Source organism: Streptomyces sp. NPDC020983 (genome assembly GCF_044333485.1).
Lineage (GTDB): Bacteria > Actinomycetota > Actinomycetes > Streptomycetales > Streptomycetaceae > Actinacidiphila.
Genome location: NZ_JBIRRA010000013.1, coordinates 171,821 through 191,249 on the forward strand (window position 1 = coordinate 171,821; position 19,429 = coordinate 191,249).

General features: G+C 73.9%; 22 protein-coding genes. 9 read left to right on the forward strand and 13 right to left on the reverse strand.

Annotation, left to right across the window (positions count from 1 at the left end):
- Positions 1-227: 227 nt before the first annotated feature.
- Both ACH4SE_RS27315 and ACH4SE_RS27320 read right to left on the reverse strand, forming a co-directional pair.
- The gene (locus tag ACH4SE_RS27315; protein ID WP_398546130.1) at positions 228-1,079 is read right to left on the reverse strand and encodes a PHP domain-containing protein; all 852 of its coding nucleotides are present in this window, start codon (positions 1,077-1,079) and stop codon (positions 228-230) included.
- 88 nt (positions 1,080-1,167) lie between these two features.
- Complete coding sequence (locus ACH4SE_RS27320) at positions 1,168-1,806, reverse strand: DUF6758 family protein (protein WP_398546131.1); 639 nt, start codon at positions 1,804-1,806, stop codon at positions 1,168-1,170.
- A gap of 193 nt (positions 1,807-1,999) precedes the next feature.
- On the opposite strand from ACH4SE_RS27320, the gene ACH4SE_RS27325 reads away from it, so the two are divergent.
- The gene (locus ACH4SE_RS27325) at positions 2,000-3,244 is read left to right on the forward strand and encodes an MFS transporter (protein ID WP_398546132.1); all 1,245 of its coding nucleotides are present in this window, start codon (positions 2,000-2,002) and stop codon (positions 3,242-3,244) included.
- Between the two features lie 28 nt (positions 3,245-3,272).
- On the opposite strand, the gene ACH4SE_RS27330 is transcribed toward ACH4SE_RS27325, so the two are convergent.
- Complete coding sequence (locus ACH4SE_RS27330) at positions 3,273-3,854, reverse strand: suppressor of fused domain protein (protein ID WP_398546133.1); 582 nt, start codon at positions 3,852-3,854, stop codon at positions 3,273-3,275.
- Between the two features lie 389 nt (positions 3,855-4,243).
- Here ACH4SE_RS27330 and ACH4SE_RS27335 point away from each other — a divergent pair, with 389 nt between their 5' ends.
- The gene (locus ACH4SE_RS27335; protein WP_398546134.1) at positions 4,244-5,380 is read left to right on the forward strand and encodes a magnesium and cobalt transport protein CorA; all 1,137 of its coding nucleotides are present in this window, start codon (positions 4,244-4,246) and stop codon (positions 5,378-5,380) included.
- 8 nt (positions 5,381-5,388) lie between these two features.
- Here the strand turns inward: ACH4SE_RS27335 and ACH4SE_RS27340 are convergent, their stop codons facing one another.
- Entirely contained in the window at positions 5,389-6,354 is a 966-nt protein-coding gene (locus ACH4SE_RS27340) for a DMT family transporter (RefSeq protein ID WP_398546135.1), read from the reverse strand.
- A 253-nt stretch (positions 6,355-6,607) separates the two neighbouring features.
- Between ACH4SE_RS27340 and ACH4SE_RS27345 the strand changes: the two genes are divergently transcribed.
- Entirely contained in the window at positions 6,608-7,132 is a 525-nt protein-coding gene (locus ACH4SE_RS27345; protein WP_398546136.1) for a hypothetical protein, read from the forward strand.
- Positions 7,133-7,144: 12 nt separating this feature from the next.
- Here the strand turns inward: ACH4SE_RS27345 and ACH4SE_RS27350 are convergent, their stop codons facing one another.
- A complete protein-coding gene (locus tag ACH4SE_RS27350) occupies positions 7,145-7,900 on the reverse strand; it encodes a hypothetical protein (RefSeq protein WP_398546137.1) in 756 nt (251 codons plus the stop codon).
- A 188-nt stretch (positions 7,901-8,088) separates the two neighbouring features.
- On the opposite strand from ACH4SE_RS27350, the gene ACH4SE_RS27355 reads away from it, so the two are divergent.
- From ACH4SE_RS27355 to ACH4SE_RS27365, 3 genes are read left to right on the forward strand one after another with little or no spacing between them, the layout of a single operon-like run.
- The gene (locus ACH4SE_RS27355) at positions 8,089-9,435 is read left to right on the forward strand and encodes a magnesium transporter MgtE N-terminal domain-containing protein (protein WP_398546138.1); all 1,347 of its coding nucleotides are present in this window, start codon (positions 8,089-8,091) and stop codon (positions 9,433-9,435) included.
- A complete protein-coding gene (locus ACH4SE_RS27360) occupies positions 9,425-10,021 on the forward strand; it encodes a DUF1003 domain-containing protein (protein WP_398546139.1) in 597 nt (198 codons plus the stop codon). The genes ACH4SE_RS27355 and ACH4SE_RS27360 overlap by 11 nt, the downstream gene beginning before the upstream one ends.
- A gap of 32 nt (positions 10,022-10,053) precedes the next feature.
- Positions 10,054-11,229, forward strand: coding sequence for an Mrp/NBP35 family ATP-binding protein (locus ACH4SE_RS27365; RefSeq protein WP_398546140.1), 1,176 nt, complete (start codon positions 10,054-10,056; stop codon positions 11,227-11,229).
- Between the two features lie 77 nt (positions 11,230-11,306).
- Here the strand turns inward: ACH4SE_RS27365 and ACH4SE_RS27370 are convergent, their stop codons facing one another.
- The 4 genes from ACH4SE_RS27370 to sigE all read right to left on the reverse strand — a co-directional run bounded on the left by ACH4SE_RS27370 (position 11,307) and on the right by sigE (position 14,434).
- A complete protein-coding gene (locus ACH4SE_RS27370) occupies positions 11,307-11,921 on the reverse strand; it encodes a hypothetical protein (protein WP_398546141.1) in 615 nt (204 codons plus the stop codon).
- A 172-nt stretch (positions 11,922-12,093) separates the two neighbouring features.
- Positions 12,094-12,570, reverse strand: a complete 477-nt coding sequence (locus tag ACH4SE_RS27375) for a sec-independent translocase (protein WP_398546142.1) — start codon at positions 12,568-12,570, stop codon at positions 12,094-12,096.
- A gap of 137 nt (positions 12,571-12,707) precedes the next feature.
- Positions 12,708-13,655 carry an anti-sigma factor family protein gene (locus ACH4SE_RS27380; protein WP_398546143.1) on the reverse strand — a complete coding sequence of 316 codons (948 nt, stop codon included), beginning with the start codon at positions 13,653-13,655 and terminating at the stop codon, positions 12,708-12,710.
- Positions 13,652-14,434, reverse strand: coding sequence for an RNA polymerase sigma factor SigE (gene sigE, locus ACH4SE_RS27385; RefSeq protein ID WP_398546144.1), 783 nt, complete (start codon positions 14,432-14,434; stop codon positions 13,652-13,654). Before sigE ends, ACH4SE_RS27380 begins: the two co-directional genes overlap by 4 nt.
- Before the next feature lie 196 nt (positions 14,435-14,630).
- Between sigE and ACH4SE_RS27390 the strand changes: the two genes are divergently transcribed.
- Positions 14,631-15,317 (forward strand): O-methyltransferase, encoded by a 687-nt coding sequence (locus ACH4SE_RS27390; RefSeq protein ID WP_398546145.1) that lies wholly within the window; start codon positions 14,631-14,633, stop codon positions 15,315-15,317.
- Between the two features lie 84 nt (positions 15,318-15,401).
- Here the strand turns inward: ACH4SE_RS27390 and ACH4SE_RS27395 are convergent, their stop codons facing one another.
- Positions 15,402-15,569, reverse strand: a complete 168-nt coding sequence (locus ACH4SE_RS27395) for a DUF3117 domain-containing protein (RefSeq protein ID WP_073493047.1) — start codon at positions 15,567-15,569, stop codon at positions 15,402-15,404.
- A gap of 191 nt (positions 15,570-15,760) precedes the next feature.
- Between ACH4SE_RS27395 and ACH4SE_RS27400 the strand changes: the two genes are divergently transcribed.
- Positions 15,761-16,543, forward strand: a complete 783-nt coding sequence (locus ACH4SE_RS27400) for an enoyl-CoA hydratase-related protein (RefSeq protein ID WP_398546146.1) — start codon at positions 15,761-15,763, stop codon at positions 16,541-16,543.
- Between the two features lie 90 nt (positions 16,544-16,633).
- Here ACH4SE_RS27400 and ACH4SE_RS27405 read toward each other — a convergent pair whose 3' ends face one another.
- Positions 16,634-17,218: a DNA-3-methyladenine glycosylase I gene (locus tag ACH4SE_RS27405; RefSeq protein ID WP_398546147.1), complete on the reverse strand. Its 585-nt coding sequence runs from the start codon at positions 17,216-17,218 to the stop codon at positions 16,634-16,636.
- Complete coding sequence (locus ACH4SE_RS27410) at positions 17,211-17,615, reverse strand: DivIVA domain-containing protein (protein WP_398546148.1); 405 nt, start codon at positions 17,613-17,615, stop codon at positions 17,211-17,213. The genes ACH4SE_RS27405 and ACH4SE_RS27410 overlap by 8 nt, the downstream gene beginning before the upstream one ends.
- A gap of 139 nt (positions 17,616-17,754) precedes the next feature.
- Here ACH4SE_RS27410 and folP point away from each other — a divergent pair, with 139 nt between their 5' ends.
- Positions 17,755-18,567, forward strand: coding sequence for a dihydropteroate synthase (folP, locus tag ACH4SE_RS27415; protein ID WP_398546203.1), 813 nt, complete (start codon positions 17,755-17,757; stop codon positions 18,565-18,567).
- A 30-nt stretch (positions 18,568-18,597) separates the two neighbouring features.
- Here folP and ACH4SE_RS27420 read toward each other — a convergent pair whose 3' ends face one another.
- Positions 18,598-19,416 carry a TIGR00730 family Rossman fold protein gene (locus tag ACH4SE_RS27420; protein WP_398546149.1) on the reverse strand — a complete coding sequence of 273 codons (819 nt, stop codon included), beginning with the start codon at positions 19,414-19,416 and terminating at the stop codon, positions 18,598-18,600.
- Between the last annotated feature and the right edge of the window lie 13 nt (positions 19,417-19,429).

Here is a 19,429-nt window from a genome sequence, read left to right on the forward strand (position 1 = left end):
GCACCCCTGGCGGTCGCCGCTCCGCGCAGGCGGGCGTGCGCCTTCCGGGCGCGGGGTGCGTTTTCGGGGGCGCGGGGAACTGCGCGCCGGCCGGGACGGCGCCGCACGCCGCCGCCGGCCCGAAGGGGCAGTCCGGTTCGCCCCGGGCCACCGGCCTGTGGTGGGCCGGGCGCGCGGTTCCGCGGGCCCTGGCTCGCCCGGCAGGGCCCATGCAGGCCCCGCGGGGGCTAGACCGCGGAGATGGGCTCGGCCCCCGTCGCGCGGTCGGCGATGTCGGCCAGCACCTCCGGAGGAGTCGTGCAGGCCCCGAGGGCCACGGTCTTGCGCGACCCGTGGTAGTCGGACGAGCCCGTCGTCAGGAGACGGAGTTCGCGCGCGAGCCCGCGCAACCGCTCGCGTGTCGCCGGCTCGTGGTCGACGTGGTCGACCTCCAGGCCGTCGAGCCCGGCGGCGGCGAGCTCCGCGACGACCTCGTCCGGCACCGTCTCGCCGCGCTTGTGCGCGCCCGGGTGGGCGAAGACGGTGACGCCGCCGGCCGCCTTGACGAGCCGCACCGCCTCGAAGGGGTCGAACTCGGCCTTCTCGACGTAGACGCGCCCGTCGTTGGCCAGCCACTCGGAGGTGAAGGCGTCGGAGACGGTGGGGACGACGCCCAGTTCCACCAGGGCGGTCGCGATGTGCGGGCGGCCGACCGAGCCGTCGCCGGCGATCCGGGCGACCTGCTCCCAGGTGACGGGGACGCCGAGCTCCCGGAGCTTGGCGACCATGCCGCGGGCACGCGGCACGCGGTCGTCGCGGACCAGCTCGCGCGCCTCGTGCAGCCGCGGTTCCGCGGGGTCGAAGAGGTAGGCCAGCATGTGCATGCTGATGCCGCCGATCCGGCAGGACAGCTCCGCGCCGGTGACGAGGGTGAGGCGGGTGCCGGCGAGCGCGGCCGCGGCCTCGGCGTGGCCGGCGACGGTGTCGTGGTCGGTGAGGGCGAGGACGTCCAGCCCGGCCGCGACGGCGTTCCGGACCAGCTCGGCGGGGCTGTCGGTGCCGTCGGAGGCCGTGGAGTGGGTGTGCAGGTCGATGCGCACGGCACGGGCTCCCGGAAGACGGCGCGGACAACGGACGAAGCCAAGGATAGCGCCCGCCCGGGCCTGCGATTCGCAGGTGCCGTACGCCTCAGGCCAGCAGCCTGGGGGTGAGGGCGCCGCACGGGAGGAGGTCGACCTCCGCGCCGGCGTCCCGCAGGTCGGTGAGGACCAGCTCGTCGTACATCAGCAGGCCGGTCTCCTCGGGCCAGACGATGGCCCACAGCCACAGTCCGCGGGCCTCGCCGGCGAAGACGACGCGGTCGTCGGGAGTGCCGCTGACGTGCCACAGCGCGGTGGGGCGCCCGGCGGCCAGGACCTTGGCGTGCGGGGGCTTGTCGACGCACATGCCCGGCCCGGGGTCGGGGCCGTCGATCCCGGCGTAGCGCGCGCCCAGGCCGACGCCCAGCTCCTCGGCGACGAGCATGAGCTCGCCGGGACCGCCGAAGGGCCCGGGACCGGAGCAGGCGACGGCGGACGCACGGCCGCCGCTGCGGTCGTCACCGGCGGAGGCGACGCCCGAGAAGAGCCAGCCGACGGGGAGCGGCCACGGCATCCACACCGGCACCTGCGACCGGTGCACGACCACGCCGAGGCCTTCGACGCTCGGCGGGACGACCGGCTGCAGGGGATACACGGTGCCGTGCACGTCGCACTGCCAGGAGTCGGCGAAGAGGCCGGGCGCCCTGACCCTGCCACCGCACTTCGGGCAACTGGGTTCGCCCCTCATAAATCCCCACGTTCCTCCAGCCGCGTGCTCGCGTCAAGGACGATCACCCGTCCGGAGTGCGGGGCCGCGCCGCGGGCCCCGGCCGGGCGGTGTCCACCGGTTGCATTAGTTGCTATAGCCAACCTAATGTGTATGTACACAGCACCTATTTCGACCGTCCCGGCCGGGCGCCGGCCAGAGGGGAACGCGGGCCATGCAGCCAGGCACCGACACCACCGAGGGCATCGAGGACATGGCGCACGAGAAGGTGAGCCTGCTGCGCCAGCCCACCGCCGTGTGGGCCACGGCCGGCGCCGCCGTCGTCGCCTTCATGGGCATCGGGCTCGTCGACCCGATCCTGCCGTCCATCGCCAAGGGCCTGGACGCCTCACCCAGCCAGGTCTCCCTGCTCTTCACCAGCTACTTCCTGATCACCGCGTTCGCGATGCTCGTCACCGGCTTCGTCTCCAGCCGCATCGGCGGCCGCAAGACGCTGCTCAGCGGGCTCGCGCTCGTCGTCGTCTTCGCCGCGCTGGCCGGCACCTCCGGCAGCGTCGGCCAGCTCGTCGGCTTCCGGGCGGGCTGGGGCCTGGGCAACGCGCTCTTCGTGTCGACCTCCCTCGCCGTCATCGTCGGCGCGGCCACCGGCGGCGCCGCCTCGGCGATCCTGCTGTACGAGTCGGCGCTCGGCCTCGGCATGGCCTGCGGGCCGCTGCTCGGCGCGGTGCTCGGCGACATGAAGTGGCGCTACCCCTTCTTCGGTACCGCCGCCCTCATGGCCATCGGCTTCGTGGCGATCTCGCTCTTCCTGAAGGAGCAGCCCAGGCCCGCCCGGCGCACCTCGCTGCTGGACCCGGTCAGGGCGCTCGGCCACCGCGGGCTCGCCTCCGCCGCCGCGTCGGCGTTCTTCTACAACTACGCCTTCTTCACCGTGCTGGCCTTCACGCCCTTCGTCCTCGACATGTCCCCCTACCGCTCCGGCGCCGTCTTCTTCGGCTGGGGCGTGCTGCTGGCCGTCTTCTCGGTGCTGATCGCCCCGCGGCTCCAGGCCCGCTTCGGGTCCCTGCCGGTGGTGGGCGCCTCGCTCGTGCTGCTCGCGGCGGACCTCGTCGTGCTCGGGTACGGGTCGCACACCGCGGCGATCGTCTGCACGGTGCTGTCCGGGGCGTTCATCGGCGTCAACAACACGGTGTACACCGAACTGGCGCTCGGGGTCTCGGACGCGCCGCGTCCCGTGGCCAGCGCGGGCTACAACTTCGTCCGGTGGTTCGCGGCCGCGGCGGCGCCGTACCTCGCGCCCAAGATCGAGGAGTGGTCGGACGTCCACATCCCCTTCGTGGTGGCCGCGCTCGCCGCGCTGTGCGGCGCGGGGATCGTCGCCGTCCGGCGCCGCCACCTCGTGGCCGCGCCGCACCACCCGGAGCCGGTGCCCGCCCCGGCCCTGGCCCCGACCCGGTAGGGCCCGCGCCCGCCGGGCCGGGCCGCCCCTAGAACACGCTCGCCCGGCGGACGGGATCGGTGAGATCCGTACCGTGCCCGGCCCAGTGCGCGCGCAGCGCCTCCACGCCGCGGGCGCGCTTGTAGGCCGCCTCCGCCGGGGTGAGGGGGACGAGGGGGAAGAAGCGGACGGGGTCGCGGGGGGCGGGAAGGGGCAGGGCGGGGACGACTTCGTCCGGCGCGGCGGCGAGGAACGCCGTGAAGGGCGCCCCCGGCCACAGCGGTTCACCGAACTCCAGCGTGTTGCCGTCCGCCAGGACCAGCCCCTCCACCTGCGGGGACGCCGCGGCCATCGCGAGGGACCTGAGCACCGGCGAGGTGTCCGCGCGTCCGGCCCGCACGGTCAGGTGCACCTCCGCGCGCGGTCCGCGCAGCGGGTCGGCGGCCGGCGCGAGGGGGTCGGCCATGGGCTGGGCGGACATGCCGAGGGTCGCGTACCGGCGCAGCTCCCCCTGCGTGAACCGCAGTACCTCGATGCGCTCGGCCCCGAGGAAGGTCACCGACGCGCGGGCGTCGGGTTCGCCGAAGGCGGAGCGGAGGCGTTCCTCCACCATGTCCAGAATGTCACCCATGCGGGGAGCATAGAACGCGTTCGGATCGCACGGAGGGCGCGGTGGGCGTACCCTCAGCTTGCTAAAGTGTGGCGTTCACGGAGTCTTCCCTCAGCGGGGACCGGCCGGAGGAGGTGGGGACTGACATGGATCCTAGTCGACCGTGCAGTACCGGCCGCTCTTCCCTTGCCGCCCCGCACGCAGTGTGACCCGCTGAGCCTCCCGCGTTCCTTCCCCGGCCCGAGTGCCGTGAAACGCGGATCGCCACGGCCTGTCCTCCGCCCGCGGAGCGTTCCGCTTCGGGAGAGCGCGCCCTGAACTGCCTGTGATCACCCGGTTCTGATCCACATCAGCAGCTTTTCAGTTCAGTGCGGCGTGACGCCGTCGGCCAGTCCGTGAAGGAGCTTGCCATGTCGATGATCCGAGACCTGCGCGCAGTCGTACGCCCCGCGCTGCGCAAGTCCCCGGCGAACCACGACTACGGCCCGACACGTGACACCGCGACGGCCACCAGCGCCGTCGTGGACTGCGCCGTCTACCGTGACGGGGTGCGCTGTCCGGACGTCGTGGGGCTGCGTGACGCCCTCGCCTCGGTGCGGGCCGACCGCTCGTCCGACCAGTGCGACGGCAGTGACGGCTTCGTGTGGATCGGCCTGCACGAGCCGACCGAGCAGGAGTTCGCGGGGATCGCCGAGGAGTTCGGCCTGCACCCGCTGGCCGTCGAGGACGCGGTGCACGCCCACCAGCGGCCCAAGCTGGAGCGCTACGACAACTCGCTGTTCACCGTCTTCAAGACGATCCGCTACGTCGAGCACGCCGAACTCACCGCCACCAGTGAGGTCGTGGAATCCGGCGAGGTCATGGTCTTCACCGGCCGGTACTTCGTCATCACCGTGCGGCACGGCGGCCACGGCTCGCTGCGGGCGCTCAGGCACCGGCTGGAGGACGATCCGGAGCTGCTGGCCAAGGGGCCCTCGGCCGTGCTGCACGCCATCGCCGACCAGGTCGTCGACGACTACCTGGCCGTGTCGGACGCGGTGCAGGACGACATCGACGAGGTCGAGATCGACGTCTTCTCCGCCGAGCCCGGCAAGTCCTCACGCGGTGGCGACGCGGGCCGGATCTACCAGCTCAAGCGCGAGGTGCTGGAGTTCAAGCGGGCCGTGTCACCGCTGCTGCGGCCGATGCAGATGCTCGGCGAGCGGCCGATGCGGCTGGTCGACCCGGAGATCCAGAAGTACTTCCGGGACGTCGCCGACCACGTCGCCCGCGTCCACGAGCAGGTCACCGGCTACGACGACCTGCTCAACTCGATCCTCCAGGCCAACCTCGCACAGGCCACCGTCGTGCAGAACGAGGACATGCGCAAGATCACCGCGTGGGCCGCCATCCTGGCCGTCCCCACGATGATCACCGGCGTCTACGGCATGAACTTCGACACCATGCCCGAGCTGCGCTGGAAGTTCGGCTACCCGATGGTGCTGGCCGTGATCCTGGCCATCTGCTACGCCATCCACCGCGGCTTCCGCCGCAACGGCTGGCTGTAGCCGGGGCCCTACTGCCCGCGGCGGACGTCCGCGAGCACCACGAGGGCCAGGCCCGCGAGGATCACCACCAGCGCCGGGTACGCGGCCGCGGGCGGTGTCTGGCCCAGCCACAGCGCCGCGATCAGTGCCGCGCCCGGGGTCTCCAGCAGGATCGCCGTGGAGGTGGTCGACGGTCCCAGGCCGCGCACGACGCGGTTGAGCAGCGAGTGCCCGAGCAGCTGCGCCACGACCGTCAGCGCGGCGATCTTCAGCCAGCTGCGCCCGTCGTAGCCGCCGAGCGCCGAGCCCGACACCAGGCAGGCGAGGAGCAGGGCGCCCGCGGTCGTCGAGTAGCAGACGTAGGTGTACGCGGTCGTCGTCGCCGTCCGCCGGACCTCCGAGCCCAGCAGCATGTACACGGCCGCCGCCAGGCCCGCGGCGAGCGCGAGCGCGTCACCGGCGAGGGCGCGGGTGTCGGTCGACATGTCGATACCGGTGAGGATCAGCACGCCCACGACGGCGAGCGCGGTGCCCGCCCACACCAGCGCGGGCGGGCGGTGGCCGCGCAGCCGCAGGATCAGCGTGGTCCAGATCGGGGTGGTGGTGACCAGCGCGGTCGAGGTCGCCACCGAGGTCATCGTCAGGCTCGGCAGCCACAGCCCGAAGTGCAGCGCCAGCACGACGCCGGCGGCGCCGGAGAGGGTGAGCGCGCGCCGGCCCATGCGGCGCAGCTCGCCGCGGTGCCGCCACATCGCGACGGGGGTGAGGACCCCGACCGCCATGGCGTTCCGCCAGAAGGCGATGGCCAGGGCGGGGGCGGCGGTCGCGGCGATGAGCGGGGCGGACATGGAGACGCCGGCGATCGCGACCGCGAGGAGGGTGAGATCCGCTCCGCGGGAGGGTGCCGCAGCGGGGGCCGCGCCCTCCCCGCCGGGGGCTGCGGTGCCTGTGCCTGTGCCCGCGGGTGCGGTCGGCGTGCTCTGCGGGGCGGTCACGGGGCTCCTGGGTGGGGGTCGCGAGGTCGGCGGGGCCGCCACCAGGGTAAGGCCCGTTCCCTGGCCGAGCACCTGTCTTTTCGCCACCCCCGGCAGGCGGTGGCGGAAGAGGGTGCCCCGGGGGCGCAGGGGCGGTGCACGTGCGGCCGCGCGGTTGCCCCGTTCCCCTGACGGCCTGCCCCGGGCCGGCAACGCCCCGCCCGGGGCACCGGCCGCGGGCCGCCCGCGGCAGACCGCCCCTTACCCTGGCCGCATGACGTCGACGCCCTCCGCCGAAGAACTGCTCGCCGCCCTCGTGGAGGAGGGGGTCAGGAAGTCCGGGCTGGTCTGGGTGAACGGGCGGGCCGTGTGGCAGGTGTGGGAGGACGGCGGGGCGTACGTGCTGTGCGGCGGGCCCGTCGAGCAGCCGGTGCCGGACGGCCTGGTGGAAGGGGCGGTCGTCGACGTGACGGTACGGAGCAAGGACAAGGGCGGGCGGCTGGTCCGCTGGCGGGCCCGGGCCTCGGTCGTACCGGCGCGCTCCGAGGCGTGGCGGGCGGCGGTCGGGGAGTTGCGCGGCAAGCGGTTGAACGCGGCGGACGCGGACACCGTGGACGAGCGGTGGGCCCGCGAGTGCACGCTCTTCCGGCTCACCCCCGAGGGCTCTCCCGTGGAGGGTCCCGGTGCCGTGCCGGACGGGTCGGGCGCCGCTCCCCCGCGGCCGACGCCGGCGACCACCCGTGAGCCCGTCCCGGCGGGCCTGCCGCGCCTGCTGGCCCGGCGCAGGCCGCGCGGCTGAGCTGCTTCCCCGCTACTTCCCCGCGGAGGCGGAGGGCCTGGGCGTCGCCGTCGTGCCGACCGTCCTGCCGTAGTCGACGACCTGCGACCTGTCCGGCGCCGCGAGGGTGAAGTCCTCGCCCCAGTCGGAGAGGGTGAGGGTGCCCGCGCCGCCCGCGCGCTGGTAGCGCAGCGGGTAGGGGGTGCCCTTGAGGGAGACGTCGAGGCTGCCGCCCTCGGAGCCGGTCAGCTCGATGGTCCTGGTGTCGCCGACCTTGCGGTGGTCGCCGACGCCGAGCGTGCCGTCCACCACGAAGAGGTCGGAGAGCAGCACCTTCTTGTCGGTGAAGCCGCTGAACTGCCGGTAGGCCGGGTCGCCCGGCGGCACCTTGACGTACTTGCCGTTGAGCTTGGCGGCCGCGGCCCGGCTGTCCTTGTCGTCGCCGCCGTCGCCGTAGAAGTCGGCGCCGGCCTTGAGGTAGAGGTCGTCGCCGACCCGCAGCAGCTGGAAGGTGTCGCCCCTGGTCGTGACCTCGCCGACGCCGCCCTCCGCGCGCAGCCGCATGTCGAGCCGGTAGGTCTGCCCGCCGCTGACGACCGTGCCCGTCAGCCGCACGGCGTCGGCGCTCGCGGCCGCGTCGCTCGCCCTCTGCTCGATGGTCTTCGCGGGCAGCTTGCCGACGCCGTTGGTGCCGGCGTCCGGGTCGCCGCCCAGTCCGAGGCACCCGCCGAGCAGCGGTGCCGAGACGAGACCGGCGAGGACGGCGGCGGTCCTGCGAGCGGGAAACACGTGGACTTCGACCCCTCGTGACGGCGGCGGCGGGCGTGGCTGAAGCTACCGCACCGTACCCCGCCGCAGCATCCGCCCTCCGGTGCGCGGCCGCTCGCGGGGAGTCCTTCCGGGGGCCTCGCCCGGCAGGCAAGATCGGCACAGGTTAGCCTGGCGGGGAGTGGCGGCGTACCCGGTGAGGAGGCCTGATGGTCGCAGGCACCCCGCGCGTCTTCGTGTCGCACCTGTCGGGCGTCGCGGCCTTCGACCCCAACGGCGACGAGGTGGGCCGGGTCCGCGACGTCGTGGTGATGCTGCGCGTCGGCGGGCGTCCGCCGCGCGTGCTGGGCCTGGTCGTCGAGGTGGTCGGGCGGCGCCGGATCTTCCTGCCGATGACCCGGGTGACGGGTGTGGAGGCGGGCCAGGTCATCACCACGGGCGTGCTGAACGTGCGGCGCTTCGAGCAGCGCCCGACCGAGACGCTGGTGCTCGGCGAACTGCTGGACCGCCGGGTGCGCTGGATCCCCGACGGCGGGGCCGCCGGGGGTGCCGTGGAGGGCGCGGCGACGGGCGAGGACGCCGGCGAGGAGGTCACCGTCCTGGACGTGTCCATGGCGCAGCTGCCGGCCCGTCGGGACTGGGAGATCGACAAGGTCTTCATCCGGCGCGGCAAGTCCGGCGCCCTGCGCCGCAAGGGCGAGACGCTCACCGTCGACTGGTCGTCGGTCAGCGGCTTCCGGCTCCCCGAGGGCGAGCAGGGCGCGGAGAACCTGGTCGCGACCTTCGAGCAGCTGCGCCCCGCCGACCTCGCGAACGTCCTGCACCACCTGTCGCCCAAGCGCCGCGGCGAGGTCGCCGCTGCCCTCGACGACGACCGGCTCGCGGACGTCCTGGAGGAACTGCCGGACGACGACCAGGTCGAGATCCTCGGCAAGCTCCAGGAGGAGCGCGCCGCGGACGTCCTGGAGGCGATGGACCCCGACGACGCCGCCGACCTGCTCGCCGAGCTGCCCGACCACGACCAGGAGCGGCTGCTCGCCCTGATGCGCCCGCAGGACGCGGCGGGCGTGCGGCGGCTGCTGTCGTACGAGGAGCGCACCGCGGGCGGGCTCATGACGACCGAGCCGATCGTGCTGCGCCCGGACGCCACCGTCGCGGACGCCCTGGCGCGGATCCGCAACCCCGACCTGTCGCCGGCGCTCGCCGCGCAGATCTACGTGTGCCGGCCGCCCGACCAGACGCCCACCGGCAAGTACCTGGGCCTGGTGCACTTCCAGCGGCTGCTGCGCGACCCCCCGTTCACGCTGCTCGGGGCGATCGTCGACACCGACCTGCGGCCGCTCACCCCGGACACCGCGCTGCCGTCGGTGACCAGCTTCCTGGCCACGTACAACATGATCTCGGCGCCCGTGGTGGACGAGAGCGGGGCGCTGCTCGGCGCGGTGACCGTCGACGACGTCCTGGACCACCTGCTGCCCGAGGACTGGCGGGAGACCGAACTGCACGGCGCCGGACCCGCCGCCGACACCACGGCGGAGGTGGACGATGGCCGCTGACGACCGCGACCGCACCGCAGGGCGGCACCCGGCGGGCGCCACCGCCCCGCCCCGCGGCCGGGTGCGGCTGGACCAGCCGCGCGAGACCCGGCGCCGCTGGCTGCCCGCCTACGACCCGGAGGCCTTCGGCAACTTCTCCGAGCGCATCGCGCGCTTCCTCGGCACGGGCCGCTTCATCGTCTGGATGACGGTCGTCATCGTCGTCTGGGTGCTGTGGAACGCCTTCGGACCGCGCGGGCTGCGCTTCGACGGCTACCCGTTCATCTTCCTGACGCTGATGCTGTCCCTCCAGGCCTCCTACGCGGCCCCGCTGATCCTGCTGGCGCAGAACCGGCAGGACGACCGGGACCGGGTCAACCTGGAGCAGGACCGCCGGCAGAACGAGCGCAGCATCGCCGACACCGAGTACCTCACGCGCGAGGTCGCCGCGCTGCGGGCGGGCCTCGGCGAGGTCGCCACCCGCGACTGGATCCGGTCCGAGCTCCAGGACCTGCTCAAGGAGATCGAGGAGCGCCGCCCGCACCCACGGGACCGGGAGCGCACGCACGTCCCGCCGGGTGACGAAGCGGACGGCCGGGGCCGCTGATCCGCCCTCCGCGGCCGCCGTACCATCAACCTATGGCTACCACCACGTACGGCTCGGGCACCGCGCCGGCCGCCACACCGACCGACGAGGCCGTGCGCGCCGCACTGGCCACGGTGAACGACCCGGAGATCCACAAGCCGATCACCGACCTCGGCATGGTCAAGTCCGTGGACATCGCCGCGGACGGCGCCGTCGCCGTCGCCGTCTACCTGACGGTGTCCGGCTGCCCGATGCGGGACACGATCACCGAGCGCGTCACGGCGGCCGTCGCCGCCGTCCCCGGTGTCACCTCGGTGCGGGTCAAGCTGGACGTGATGAGCGACGAGCAGCGCCGCGGGCTCGCCGAGACGCTGCGCGGCGGCCAGGCCGAGCGGGAGATCCCCTTCGCCAAGCCGGGCTCGCTGACCCGGGTCTACGCGGTGGCCTCCGGCAAGGGCGGCGTCGGGAAGTCCTCGGTGACGGTCAACCTCGCCGCCGCGATGGCCGCGGACGGCCTCAAGGTCGGCGTCGTGGACGCGGACATCTACGGGCACAGCGTGCCGCGCATGCTCGGCGCGGACGGGCGGCCCACGCAGGTCGAGAACATGATCATGCCGCCCTCGGCCAACGGGGTGAAGGTCATCTCGATCGGCATGTTCACCCCCGGCAACGAGCCGGTCGTCTGGCGCGGGCCCATGCTGCACCGCGCCCTCCAGCAGTTCCTCGCGGACGTCTACTGGGGCGATCTCGACGTGCTGCTCCTCGACCTGCCGCCCGGCACGGGCGACATCGCGATCTCCGTCGCCCAGCTCATGCCGAACGCGGAGATCATCGTCGTGACGACCCCGCAGCAGGCCGCCGCGGAGGTCGCCGAGCGCGCGGGCGCGATCGCGGTGCAGACGCACCAGAAGATCGTGGGTGTGGTCGAGAACATGGCGGGCATGCCGTGCCCGCACTGCGACGAGATCGTCGAGGTCTTCGGCACCGGGGGCGGCGACCGGGTCGCCGAGGGCCTCACCCGTACGACGGGGGCCACCGTGCCGGTCCTCGGGCGCATCCCCATCGACGTCCGCCTCCGGGAGGGCGGCGACGACGGCCGCCCCGTGGCTGTCGCGCACCCCGACTCCCCCGCGGGCGCCGCCCTGCGCGGCATCGCCTCGCAGCTCTCCGCGCGGCAGCGCGGCCTGTCGGGCCTCTCCCTGGGGATCACCCCGCGCAACAAGTTCTGACCCCGCCGGGCCCGCGTCCGGCCCTCCGGGACACCGCTCGCGGCGTCCCGGGGCGGCCGGGAGCCCGGGCCGGGGCGCTACCGGGCCTCGTACGAGCGGATGTCGGGGACGGCCGCCAGGGCCAGCCCGTAGGCGCTCATGCCGCGCCCGAAGGCGCCGAGGTGGACCCCGGCGGCCGAGCCCGCGAGGACCCAGCCGTACTCCGACTCGCGGTAGTGGAAGGGCGTGGGCTCGCCGTCCACCGGAAGGGTGAGCGCGGCCCAGCCGGAGCCGTCGAGGTCGTCGGCGAGCTCCCAGGCGGTGGCGGTCTGCTGGTCGAGCCAGTCCTGCCGCAGGGAGCGTTCCATCGTCGTGGGCCAGGTGCAGGCGAGAAGGCCCGAGCCGGCCAGCCAGGCGGCCGAGGAGACGGAGGTGGCCTCCAGCAGCCCGGTGCCGTCCGGCGTGCGTCTGCGGGGCCGCTGGGCGACCGTCACGACCACGGCGAAGCGCTGGCTCTCGTCGGCGGGGTCGACCTTGAGCGTGGGCTCGTCGCCGTGTCCCGTCGAGCCGTACTCGACCGTGCCGTCACTGCTCGTCCCGACCGTGTGCAGCCAGCGGCGCCCGGTGAACGCCTCGTCCAGTCCGTACCAGGGGAAGTCGGCCATCAAGTAGCCGTCGACCGCGCCCTGCGCCGTGCCGGTCCTGGTCTCCATGTGGGTCGCGCCTCCTCGAAGTGCCCTTCTGGGCGACGCCATCTTGCCCGACCCTGGGTGGGTTCGGGGGCCGAAACGGCGTGGGGTGACGGCGAACACACGGACAATGACCACTCGATAGGGTGAAATCACTCGATCGCATTGACGCCTGCGGCGCCCCGTGGGGCGCCCCTCAGGTCGCGTCGGAGTCGTACGGCGGCGTCTCGTCCTCGGCCGGCTTCTCGCGCTTGCGCAGCCGGTCGGGGGTGCCCCCGCCCGCACCGGAGGAGCCGGAGCCCGCGGAGGACGAGCGCGCGGCCGGGGCACCGGTGTCCGTACCGTTGACCGCGTCCGTGACCTCGGCCATCTCCTTGCGCAGGTCCAGGCTCCTGCCGATGTCCTGGAGCTCCTTGAGGCCGTACTCGTCGTCGTCGCTCATCAGGTTCTTGCGGATGAACGTCTTCGGATTCAGGTCCTCGAACTCGAAGTCCTTGAACTCCGGCCCCAGCTCGCGCCGAATGTCCTCTTTCGCGCTGTCGGAGAACTCCCGCACCTTGCGGATGAACGCCATCGCGTCCTGGATGACCTTCGGCAGCTTGTCGGGGCCGAAGACGAGCACGGCGAGGACGACGATCGCGACCAGCTCGAGCGGGCCTATGTCGAAGAACACCGTGCAGCTCCTTGGGACGTCCGCAGCCGGGGGGCTGTGTCCGGCGCACTTACGTTACCTGCCCACGTGGGCGACGCGGGAGTGGCTGCGGTCAACCCTACGTGGAAATGAGCCGACCACCACGTGAAGCATGCTGCTCAGCGCCCCGCGACAGGTCCGCCGGCGGCCGTCGCCGGGGTGGCGGAGAGCACGGAGGAGGCGTGCAGCGCCACCGACGTGACGGACGGCACGGAGACGGGTGTCGCGACGGCCGAGGGCGACGGCGCCACCCGGGCCTGGCGCATCATCCGCTGCTCACGCGCGTCCAGCAGGTCCCGGGGGGTGGTGCCGTGGGTGTCGGTGACCGAGTTCGCGCTGAAGGGGGTGACCGCGGGCCCGTCGTCGGGGTGGGCGCCGTTGTCGACGCCGGCCTCCATCGGGAGGGCGCCGCCGAGTGCGATGGCGGCCATCGAGAAGGCGCCGGCCGCCGCGAAGGCGAAGCGCCGGCTGAACGACGCGTGGGCCGCGGCCGCCGCGGCGCCGCCGCGGGGCGCGGCCTGGGGGCGCACAGGGGTGTCGAGCGGGGCGCGGTCCGCACCGCCGGTGAGGCCGCGGGCCGTCTCGTGGATGCGGAAGCCGCGGGCACCCTTGCCCTCGCCGGGTGCGACGAGGTCGTGGGCGGGGCTGAGGTAGGAGGGGCGGCGGCGGGTGCCGCCGCCGAAGACGTCGGAGCCGAGCAGGCCGCCGTCGAAAGGCCCGGGCCCGTCGCCGGGCCCGGGCAGCGCGCGCAGGTCCGCGAGGCCGGGGGGGCCGCCCTTGGAGTCGCCGCCGGGGCCGTCGGGACCGTAGGCCGCGAGGCCCTGGAGCCTGGCCAGCAGTCCGGACGGGATCGCGGGCAGCTCGGAGGCCGCCACGACGCTCTTGAGACGGCGCTGCTCGGTGGCGGCCGCCTTGCACTGGGGACAGGTCGCCAGATGGGCCTGGACGCGCTCGCGCGCGTCGTCCGCCAGCTCGCCGTCGACGAACGCGGCGAGCCGGTCGCCCAGGTGCTGCTCCGCGGCGGCGGCGCGCTTGCCGCGCGGGTCGCCGGAACCGCTGCTGCTCACGCTCTGCCGCCCTCCTGGCCAGGTTGCGGTGCGACGGCAGCGAGCGCGGGAACGTCGGCCGGGGAGCCGGCGGGCCGGGCGCCGGGCGCCCGGTGTTCCAGAGCCTTGCGCAGGTGGGAGCGTCCCCGGTGGATCCGGCTCCGCACCGTCCCGAGCTTCACGCCGAGCGTCGCCGCGATCTCCTCGTACGACAGCCCCTCGATGTCGCAGAGCACCACGGCTGCCCGGAACTCCGGCGCCAGCGTGTCCAGCGCCTGCTGGACGTCGGCGTCGAAGTGGGTGTCGTTGAAGTGCTGCGCGGGGGACGGCTCGCGGCTGGGCAGCCGCTCCGCCGCGTCGTCGCCGAGGGCGTCGAAGCGGATGCGCTGGCGGCGCCGCACCATGTCCAGGAACAGGTTGGTGGTGATGCGGTGCAGCCAGCCCTCGAACGTGCCGGGCGTGTAGGTGGACAGGGAGCGGAAGACCCGCACGAAGACCTCCTGGGTGAGATCTTCCGCGTCGTGCTGGTTGCCGGTCAGGCGGTAGGCCAGCCGGTAGACCCGGGCACTGTGCGTGCTGACGATCTCCTCCCACGAAGGAGGCGTCCACGCCTGGGGGTCTCCGTCGGCGGCGAAGGTCGCGGTCGGGGAGTCGTTGTCGCGTGAACGGTCGTCAGCAGTGTTGGTCACGGATTTCGGCTGTCCGGCCGACCTGCGAAAGCGCGCGAGCACCTTCCGGTCACCGGCCGCAGCCGCACCTCCCCTGTCGGCTCTGGTGGTGTCCAGTAGAGCCTCTACCATAGCCACCTCGCCCGTTAGCTCCGGATAAGTGCACTGCTGCCTCCGGGCGGGGGGCCCGCTCCGCTGCCGCGGACTCCCGCCCTTGTGCCTTCTGAGTGCTTAACGCGCGGTCCCATCAGCGGGTTCCCCACCCCAACGGATACAGTCGCCCGGACGGTCCCCGTACGGCCACGCACGGCCACGCACGGTCGGCACGGTGAGCACAGTCAGCGCAGGGCAGACGGGAACAGTCGGCTACGAGGAGAGGGCCATTACCGGCAACCGGCAGGCGAGCTGGGCGTTCGCCGACGCGTTCGTCGCCGAGGACGACGCCCTCATACGCGCCAGGGCCCGCTCGCACGCGTCCGGGCTGCGGCCCGTCTCCCCCGGCACGGGCGCGGCCCTGCGGCTGCTGGCCGCGGCCTGCGGCGCGAAACACGTCGTCGAGATCGGCACCGGCGCCGGCGTCTCCGGCATCCACCTGCTGCACGGCATGCGCCCGGACGGGGTCCTGACCACCGTCGACACCGAACCGGACCGCCAGCAGCTGGCCCGCGAGGCCTACCGCGAGGCGGGCTTCGCCGCGAACCGCTCGCGCGTCATCCCGGGCGCCGCCCTCGACGTGCTGCCGCGCCTCACCGACGGGGCCTACGACCTGGTGTTCTGCGACGCCGACCGACTGGAGTACCTGGACTACCTGGACGAGTCGCTGCGGCTGCTGCGCCCCGGCGGCGTGCTGTGCTTCGAGGGCGCCTTCGGGCAGGGCCGCGCCCTGGACGCCGCGCACCACGACATGGAGTCGATGCGGCTGCGCGAGCTGATGCGCGCGGTGCGCGACCACGCCCGGCTGTCCCCGGTCCTGCTGCCGACCGACGACGGGCTGCTGTGCGCGGTGGCGCGGTAGCGGACCGCCGCCCGGAGAAAGACCAGCGGCCGCGTACTCGGGAAACTCCCGGTACGCGGCCGCGAAGGCAGGGGACCGCTGGTCTCAGACGATGGCCTTCTTCAGCGCATCACCGAGGGCATCCGCCTCGTCCGGGGTCAGCTCGACGACAAGCCGCCCGCCGCCCTCGAGCGGAACGCGCATGATGATGCTCCGCCCCTCCTTGGTCACCTCGAGCGGGCCGTCACCCGTCCGCGGCTTCATGGCCGCCATGCTCGTTCCCCTTCCTGAAACCAGCTCGGACTCGAACACATTGGTTCTCGGCCATTATCCCGCATCCACCAGCCCGATGACCAACAGCGGTGGCACTCCGTTCCACAATCGACACCCGCGTACACCCGCATTTCGGTCACCCGGTCCGGCATTCTGGCCTGGACCGTTGCCGCGACGAAGGGGTTGATGCCATGGCCGGCCGCGTGCTGTACGAGGTCTCCGACGGGCTCGCGACCGTCACGCTGAACCGCCCGGAGGCGATGAACGCGCTCGACACCGCCACCAAGACCGCCCTGCGGGACGCCCTCCGGGAGGCCGCCGCCGACCAGGCCGTACGCGCGGTGCTGCTCACCGCGAACGGCAAGGCCTTCTGCGTCGGCCAGGACCTGAAGGAGCACGTCGCGACGCTGGAGGCGGGTGGCGGGATGAGCACCGTCGCCGAGCACTACAACCCCATCACGCTCGCGATCGCGACCATGCCCAAGCCGGTGGTCGCCGGGGTGAACGGGGTCGCGGCCGGGGCGGGTGCGGGCTTCGCCTTCGCCGCGGACTACCGCGTCGTCGCGGACACCGCGTCCTTCACCACCGCCTTCGCGGGCGTGGCCCTCTCCACGGACTCCGGGATGTCCTGGACGCTGCCGCGCCTGGTGGGCCACGCCCGGGCCGCCGACCTGCTGCTCTTCCCCCGGCCCGTGCCCGCCGTGGAGGCCGCGGCGATCGGCCTGGCCAACCGCGTCGTGCCCGCCGTGGACCTCCCGGTGGAGGCGCTCGCCGTCGCCCGGCGGCTGGCCGCGGGCCCGACACGGGCGTACGCCTCGATGAAGCGGGCGCTGGCCTTCGCCGCGGGGCACTCCCTGCCCGAGGCGCTCGCCCTCGAAGCGGAGCTCCAGGGCGAGGCGGGGGCGACGTCGGACCACCGCGAGGCGGTGTCGGCGTTCGTCGCCAAGCGGGAGCCGCGCTTCTCCGGTCTCTGACGTGCCGCGGAGGCGGTGCGCGGTGCTCCCGGGACCGTCGCGCCCGCGGGTGGCGTGCCGCGCGCCCGCCCGCGGCCCCGCGGTGCCCGCTCAGCGGGAGGCGCAGGCCGCCAGGTGGTCGTTGACCAGGCCGCAGGCCTGCATCAGGGCGTAGGCCGTGGTCGGGCCCACGAAGCGGAAGCCGCGGGCCTTGAGGGCCTTGGCCAGCGCCGTGGACTCCGGGGTGACCGCGGGGACGTCGGCGGTCGTGCGGGGGGCCGGGCGGGTGGCCGGGTCGGGGGCGAAGGACCAGACCAGCGCGTCCAGGCCGCCGTCCTCGCGCAGGGCGCGGGCGGCGGCGGCGTTCGCGACGGCCGCGTCGATCTTCGCGCGGTTGCGGATGATCCCGGGGTCGGCGAGCAGCCGCTCCCGGTCGGCGGGGCCGAACTCCGCGACCGTGTCGATCGCGAAGCCCTTGAAGGCCGCCCGGAAGCCCTCCCGGCGGCGCAGGATCGTGATCCAGGACAGCCCCGACTGGAAGGCCTCCAGGCACACCCGCTCGAAGAGCGCGTCGTCCCCGTGCACGGGAACGCCCCACTCGTGGTCGTGGTAGTCGGCGTAGTCGGGCGTGGACAGGCCCCACGGGCAGCGCGGGACCCCGTCCTCGCCCGTCACCACACCGCCGGGCTCACTCACCCGCGACGCCGCCGTGGCCGTGGCCGGGCTCGCCGGGGTGCGGCTCGTCCTTGGTGAGGGATGTCACGCCGGGCTCGCCGCCGCTGACGGCCGCGCGCAGCCGGTCCGGGCGCGGGCCGTTCACCTCCGACTCCAGCTCGGCGATGTACGCGTCGCGCTCGGCGAGCTCCGCGCCGAGCCGGTCGAGGACCTCGTCGACGTCGAGCATGCGGTAGCCGCGGACCGCGGTCGGCAGACGTACCGCGTCGATGTCGGAGCGGACCAGCGGCCGGTCGGCCGGCAGCCGGTCGGCCAGCCGGTCGGTGCCGGCGTCCCGCAGCGCTCCGCCGTCGCCGAGCACGGCCAGTGCCACCGCGGCGACCACCGCGACGAGCGCGATGAGCATGAACCAGAACAAGTCGTCTCCCGGAGTCCGGCCTCAGGGCCTGCCGTCGTGTCAGGCACGATCGTGCCACGATCGCATGAGTCTGAGATGAGGAGCGGCAGTGGCACTTCGGCTGGGAACCCGGGAATTCGGCGAGCGGGAGCCGGTGATCATGGCGATCGTGAACCGTACGCCCGATTCGTTCTACGACCAGGGGGCCACCTTCACCGACGAGCCCGCGCTGGAGCGGGTGGCCGCGGCGGTCGCCGACGGCGCGGCGATCATCGACATCGGCGGGGTCAAGGCGGGGCCGGGGGACGAGGTGACGGCGGCCGAGGAGATCCGCCGCACGGTGTCCTTCGTCGCCGAGGTGCGGCGGCGGCACCCGGACGTGGTGATCAGCGTCGACACCTGGCGGGCCGAGGTCGGCGAGGCGGTGTGCGCGGCGGGCGCGGACCTGCTCAACGACGCGTGGGGCGGGGTCGACCCGGGCCTCGCGGAGGTCGCCGCCCGGCACGGCGCCGGCCTGGTGTGCACGCACGCCGGCGGCGCGCAGCCGCGCACGAGGCCGCACCGCGTCGGCTACGACGACGTGATGGCCGACATCCTGCGGGTGACGTGCGGGCTCGCCGAGCGGGCGGCGGCGCTGGGGGTGCGGCGGGACGGCATCCTGATCGACCCGGGGCACGACTTCGGCAAGAACACCCGGCACTCGCTGGAGGCGACCCGGCGGCTGCCGGAGATGACGGCGGCGGGCTGGCCGGTGCTGGTGTCGCTGTCCAACAAGGACTTCGTCGGCGAGACGCTGGACCGCCCGGTCAAGGAGCGGCTGATCGGCACGCTGGCGACGACCGCGGTGTCGGCGTGGCTGGGCGCGCAGGTCTACCGGGTGCACGAGGTCGCGGAGACCCGGCAGGTGCTCGACATGGTCGCCTCCATCGCCGGCCACCGCCCGCCCGCGGTCGCCCGCCGCGGGCTGGCGTGAGGCCGCGCGGGACGGTGACGCGGGCGCGGCTCAGGCCGCGCTCTCCTTGGTGACCCGCTCCACCGCGTCGTCCACGTCGTCGGTGACGTGGAAGAGTTCCAGGTCGGCCGCCGACGCCTTGCCCTCGGCGACCAGGCTGCCGCGGATCCACTGCACCAGGCCGCCCCAGTAGTCGCTGCCGAACAGCACGATCGGGAAGCGGGTGACCTTCTTCGTCTGCACGAGCGTCAGCGCCTCGAAGAGCTCGTCGAGCGTGCCGAAGCCGCCGGGCAGCACGACGAAGCCGCGGGCGTACTTGACGAACATCGTCTTGCGGACGAAGAAGTAGCGGAAGTTCACGCCGATGTCGACGTAGGGGTTGAGGCCCTGCTCGAAGGGCAGCTCGATGCCGAGGCCGACCGAGACGCCGCCGGCCTCCAGGGCGCCCTTGTTGGCGGCCTCCATAGCGCCGGGGCCGCCGCCGGTGATCACCGCGAAGCCGGCCTCGGTCAGCGCGCGGCCGATCCGCACGGCCGCCTCGTACTCCCGGGAGTCCACGGGGGTGCGGGCCGAGCCGAAGACGCTCACCGCCGGGCCCAGTTCGGCGAGCGCACCGAAGCCCTCGACGAACTCCGACTGGATGCGCATGACCCGCCACGGGTCGCCGTGCACCCAGTCCGACGGGCCGTGGCTGTCCAGCAGCCGCTGGTCGGTCGTGCCGGTCTGCACCTGCCCGCGCCGCCGCACCACCGGACCGGTGTGCCGCTCGGGCCAGCTCTTGCCGTACGGGAGCTGCTCCGCCTCCGCGGCGGCCTCCGCCGCGGCCTGCTGTGCGTCGTCCCCGACGCCCTGGGTCTCTCGTTCTGTCATGTCGGCAGCCTAC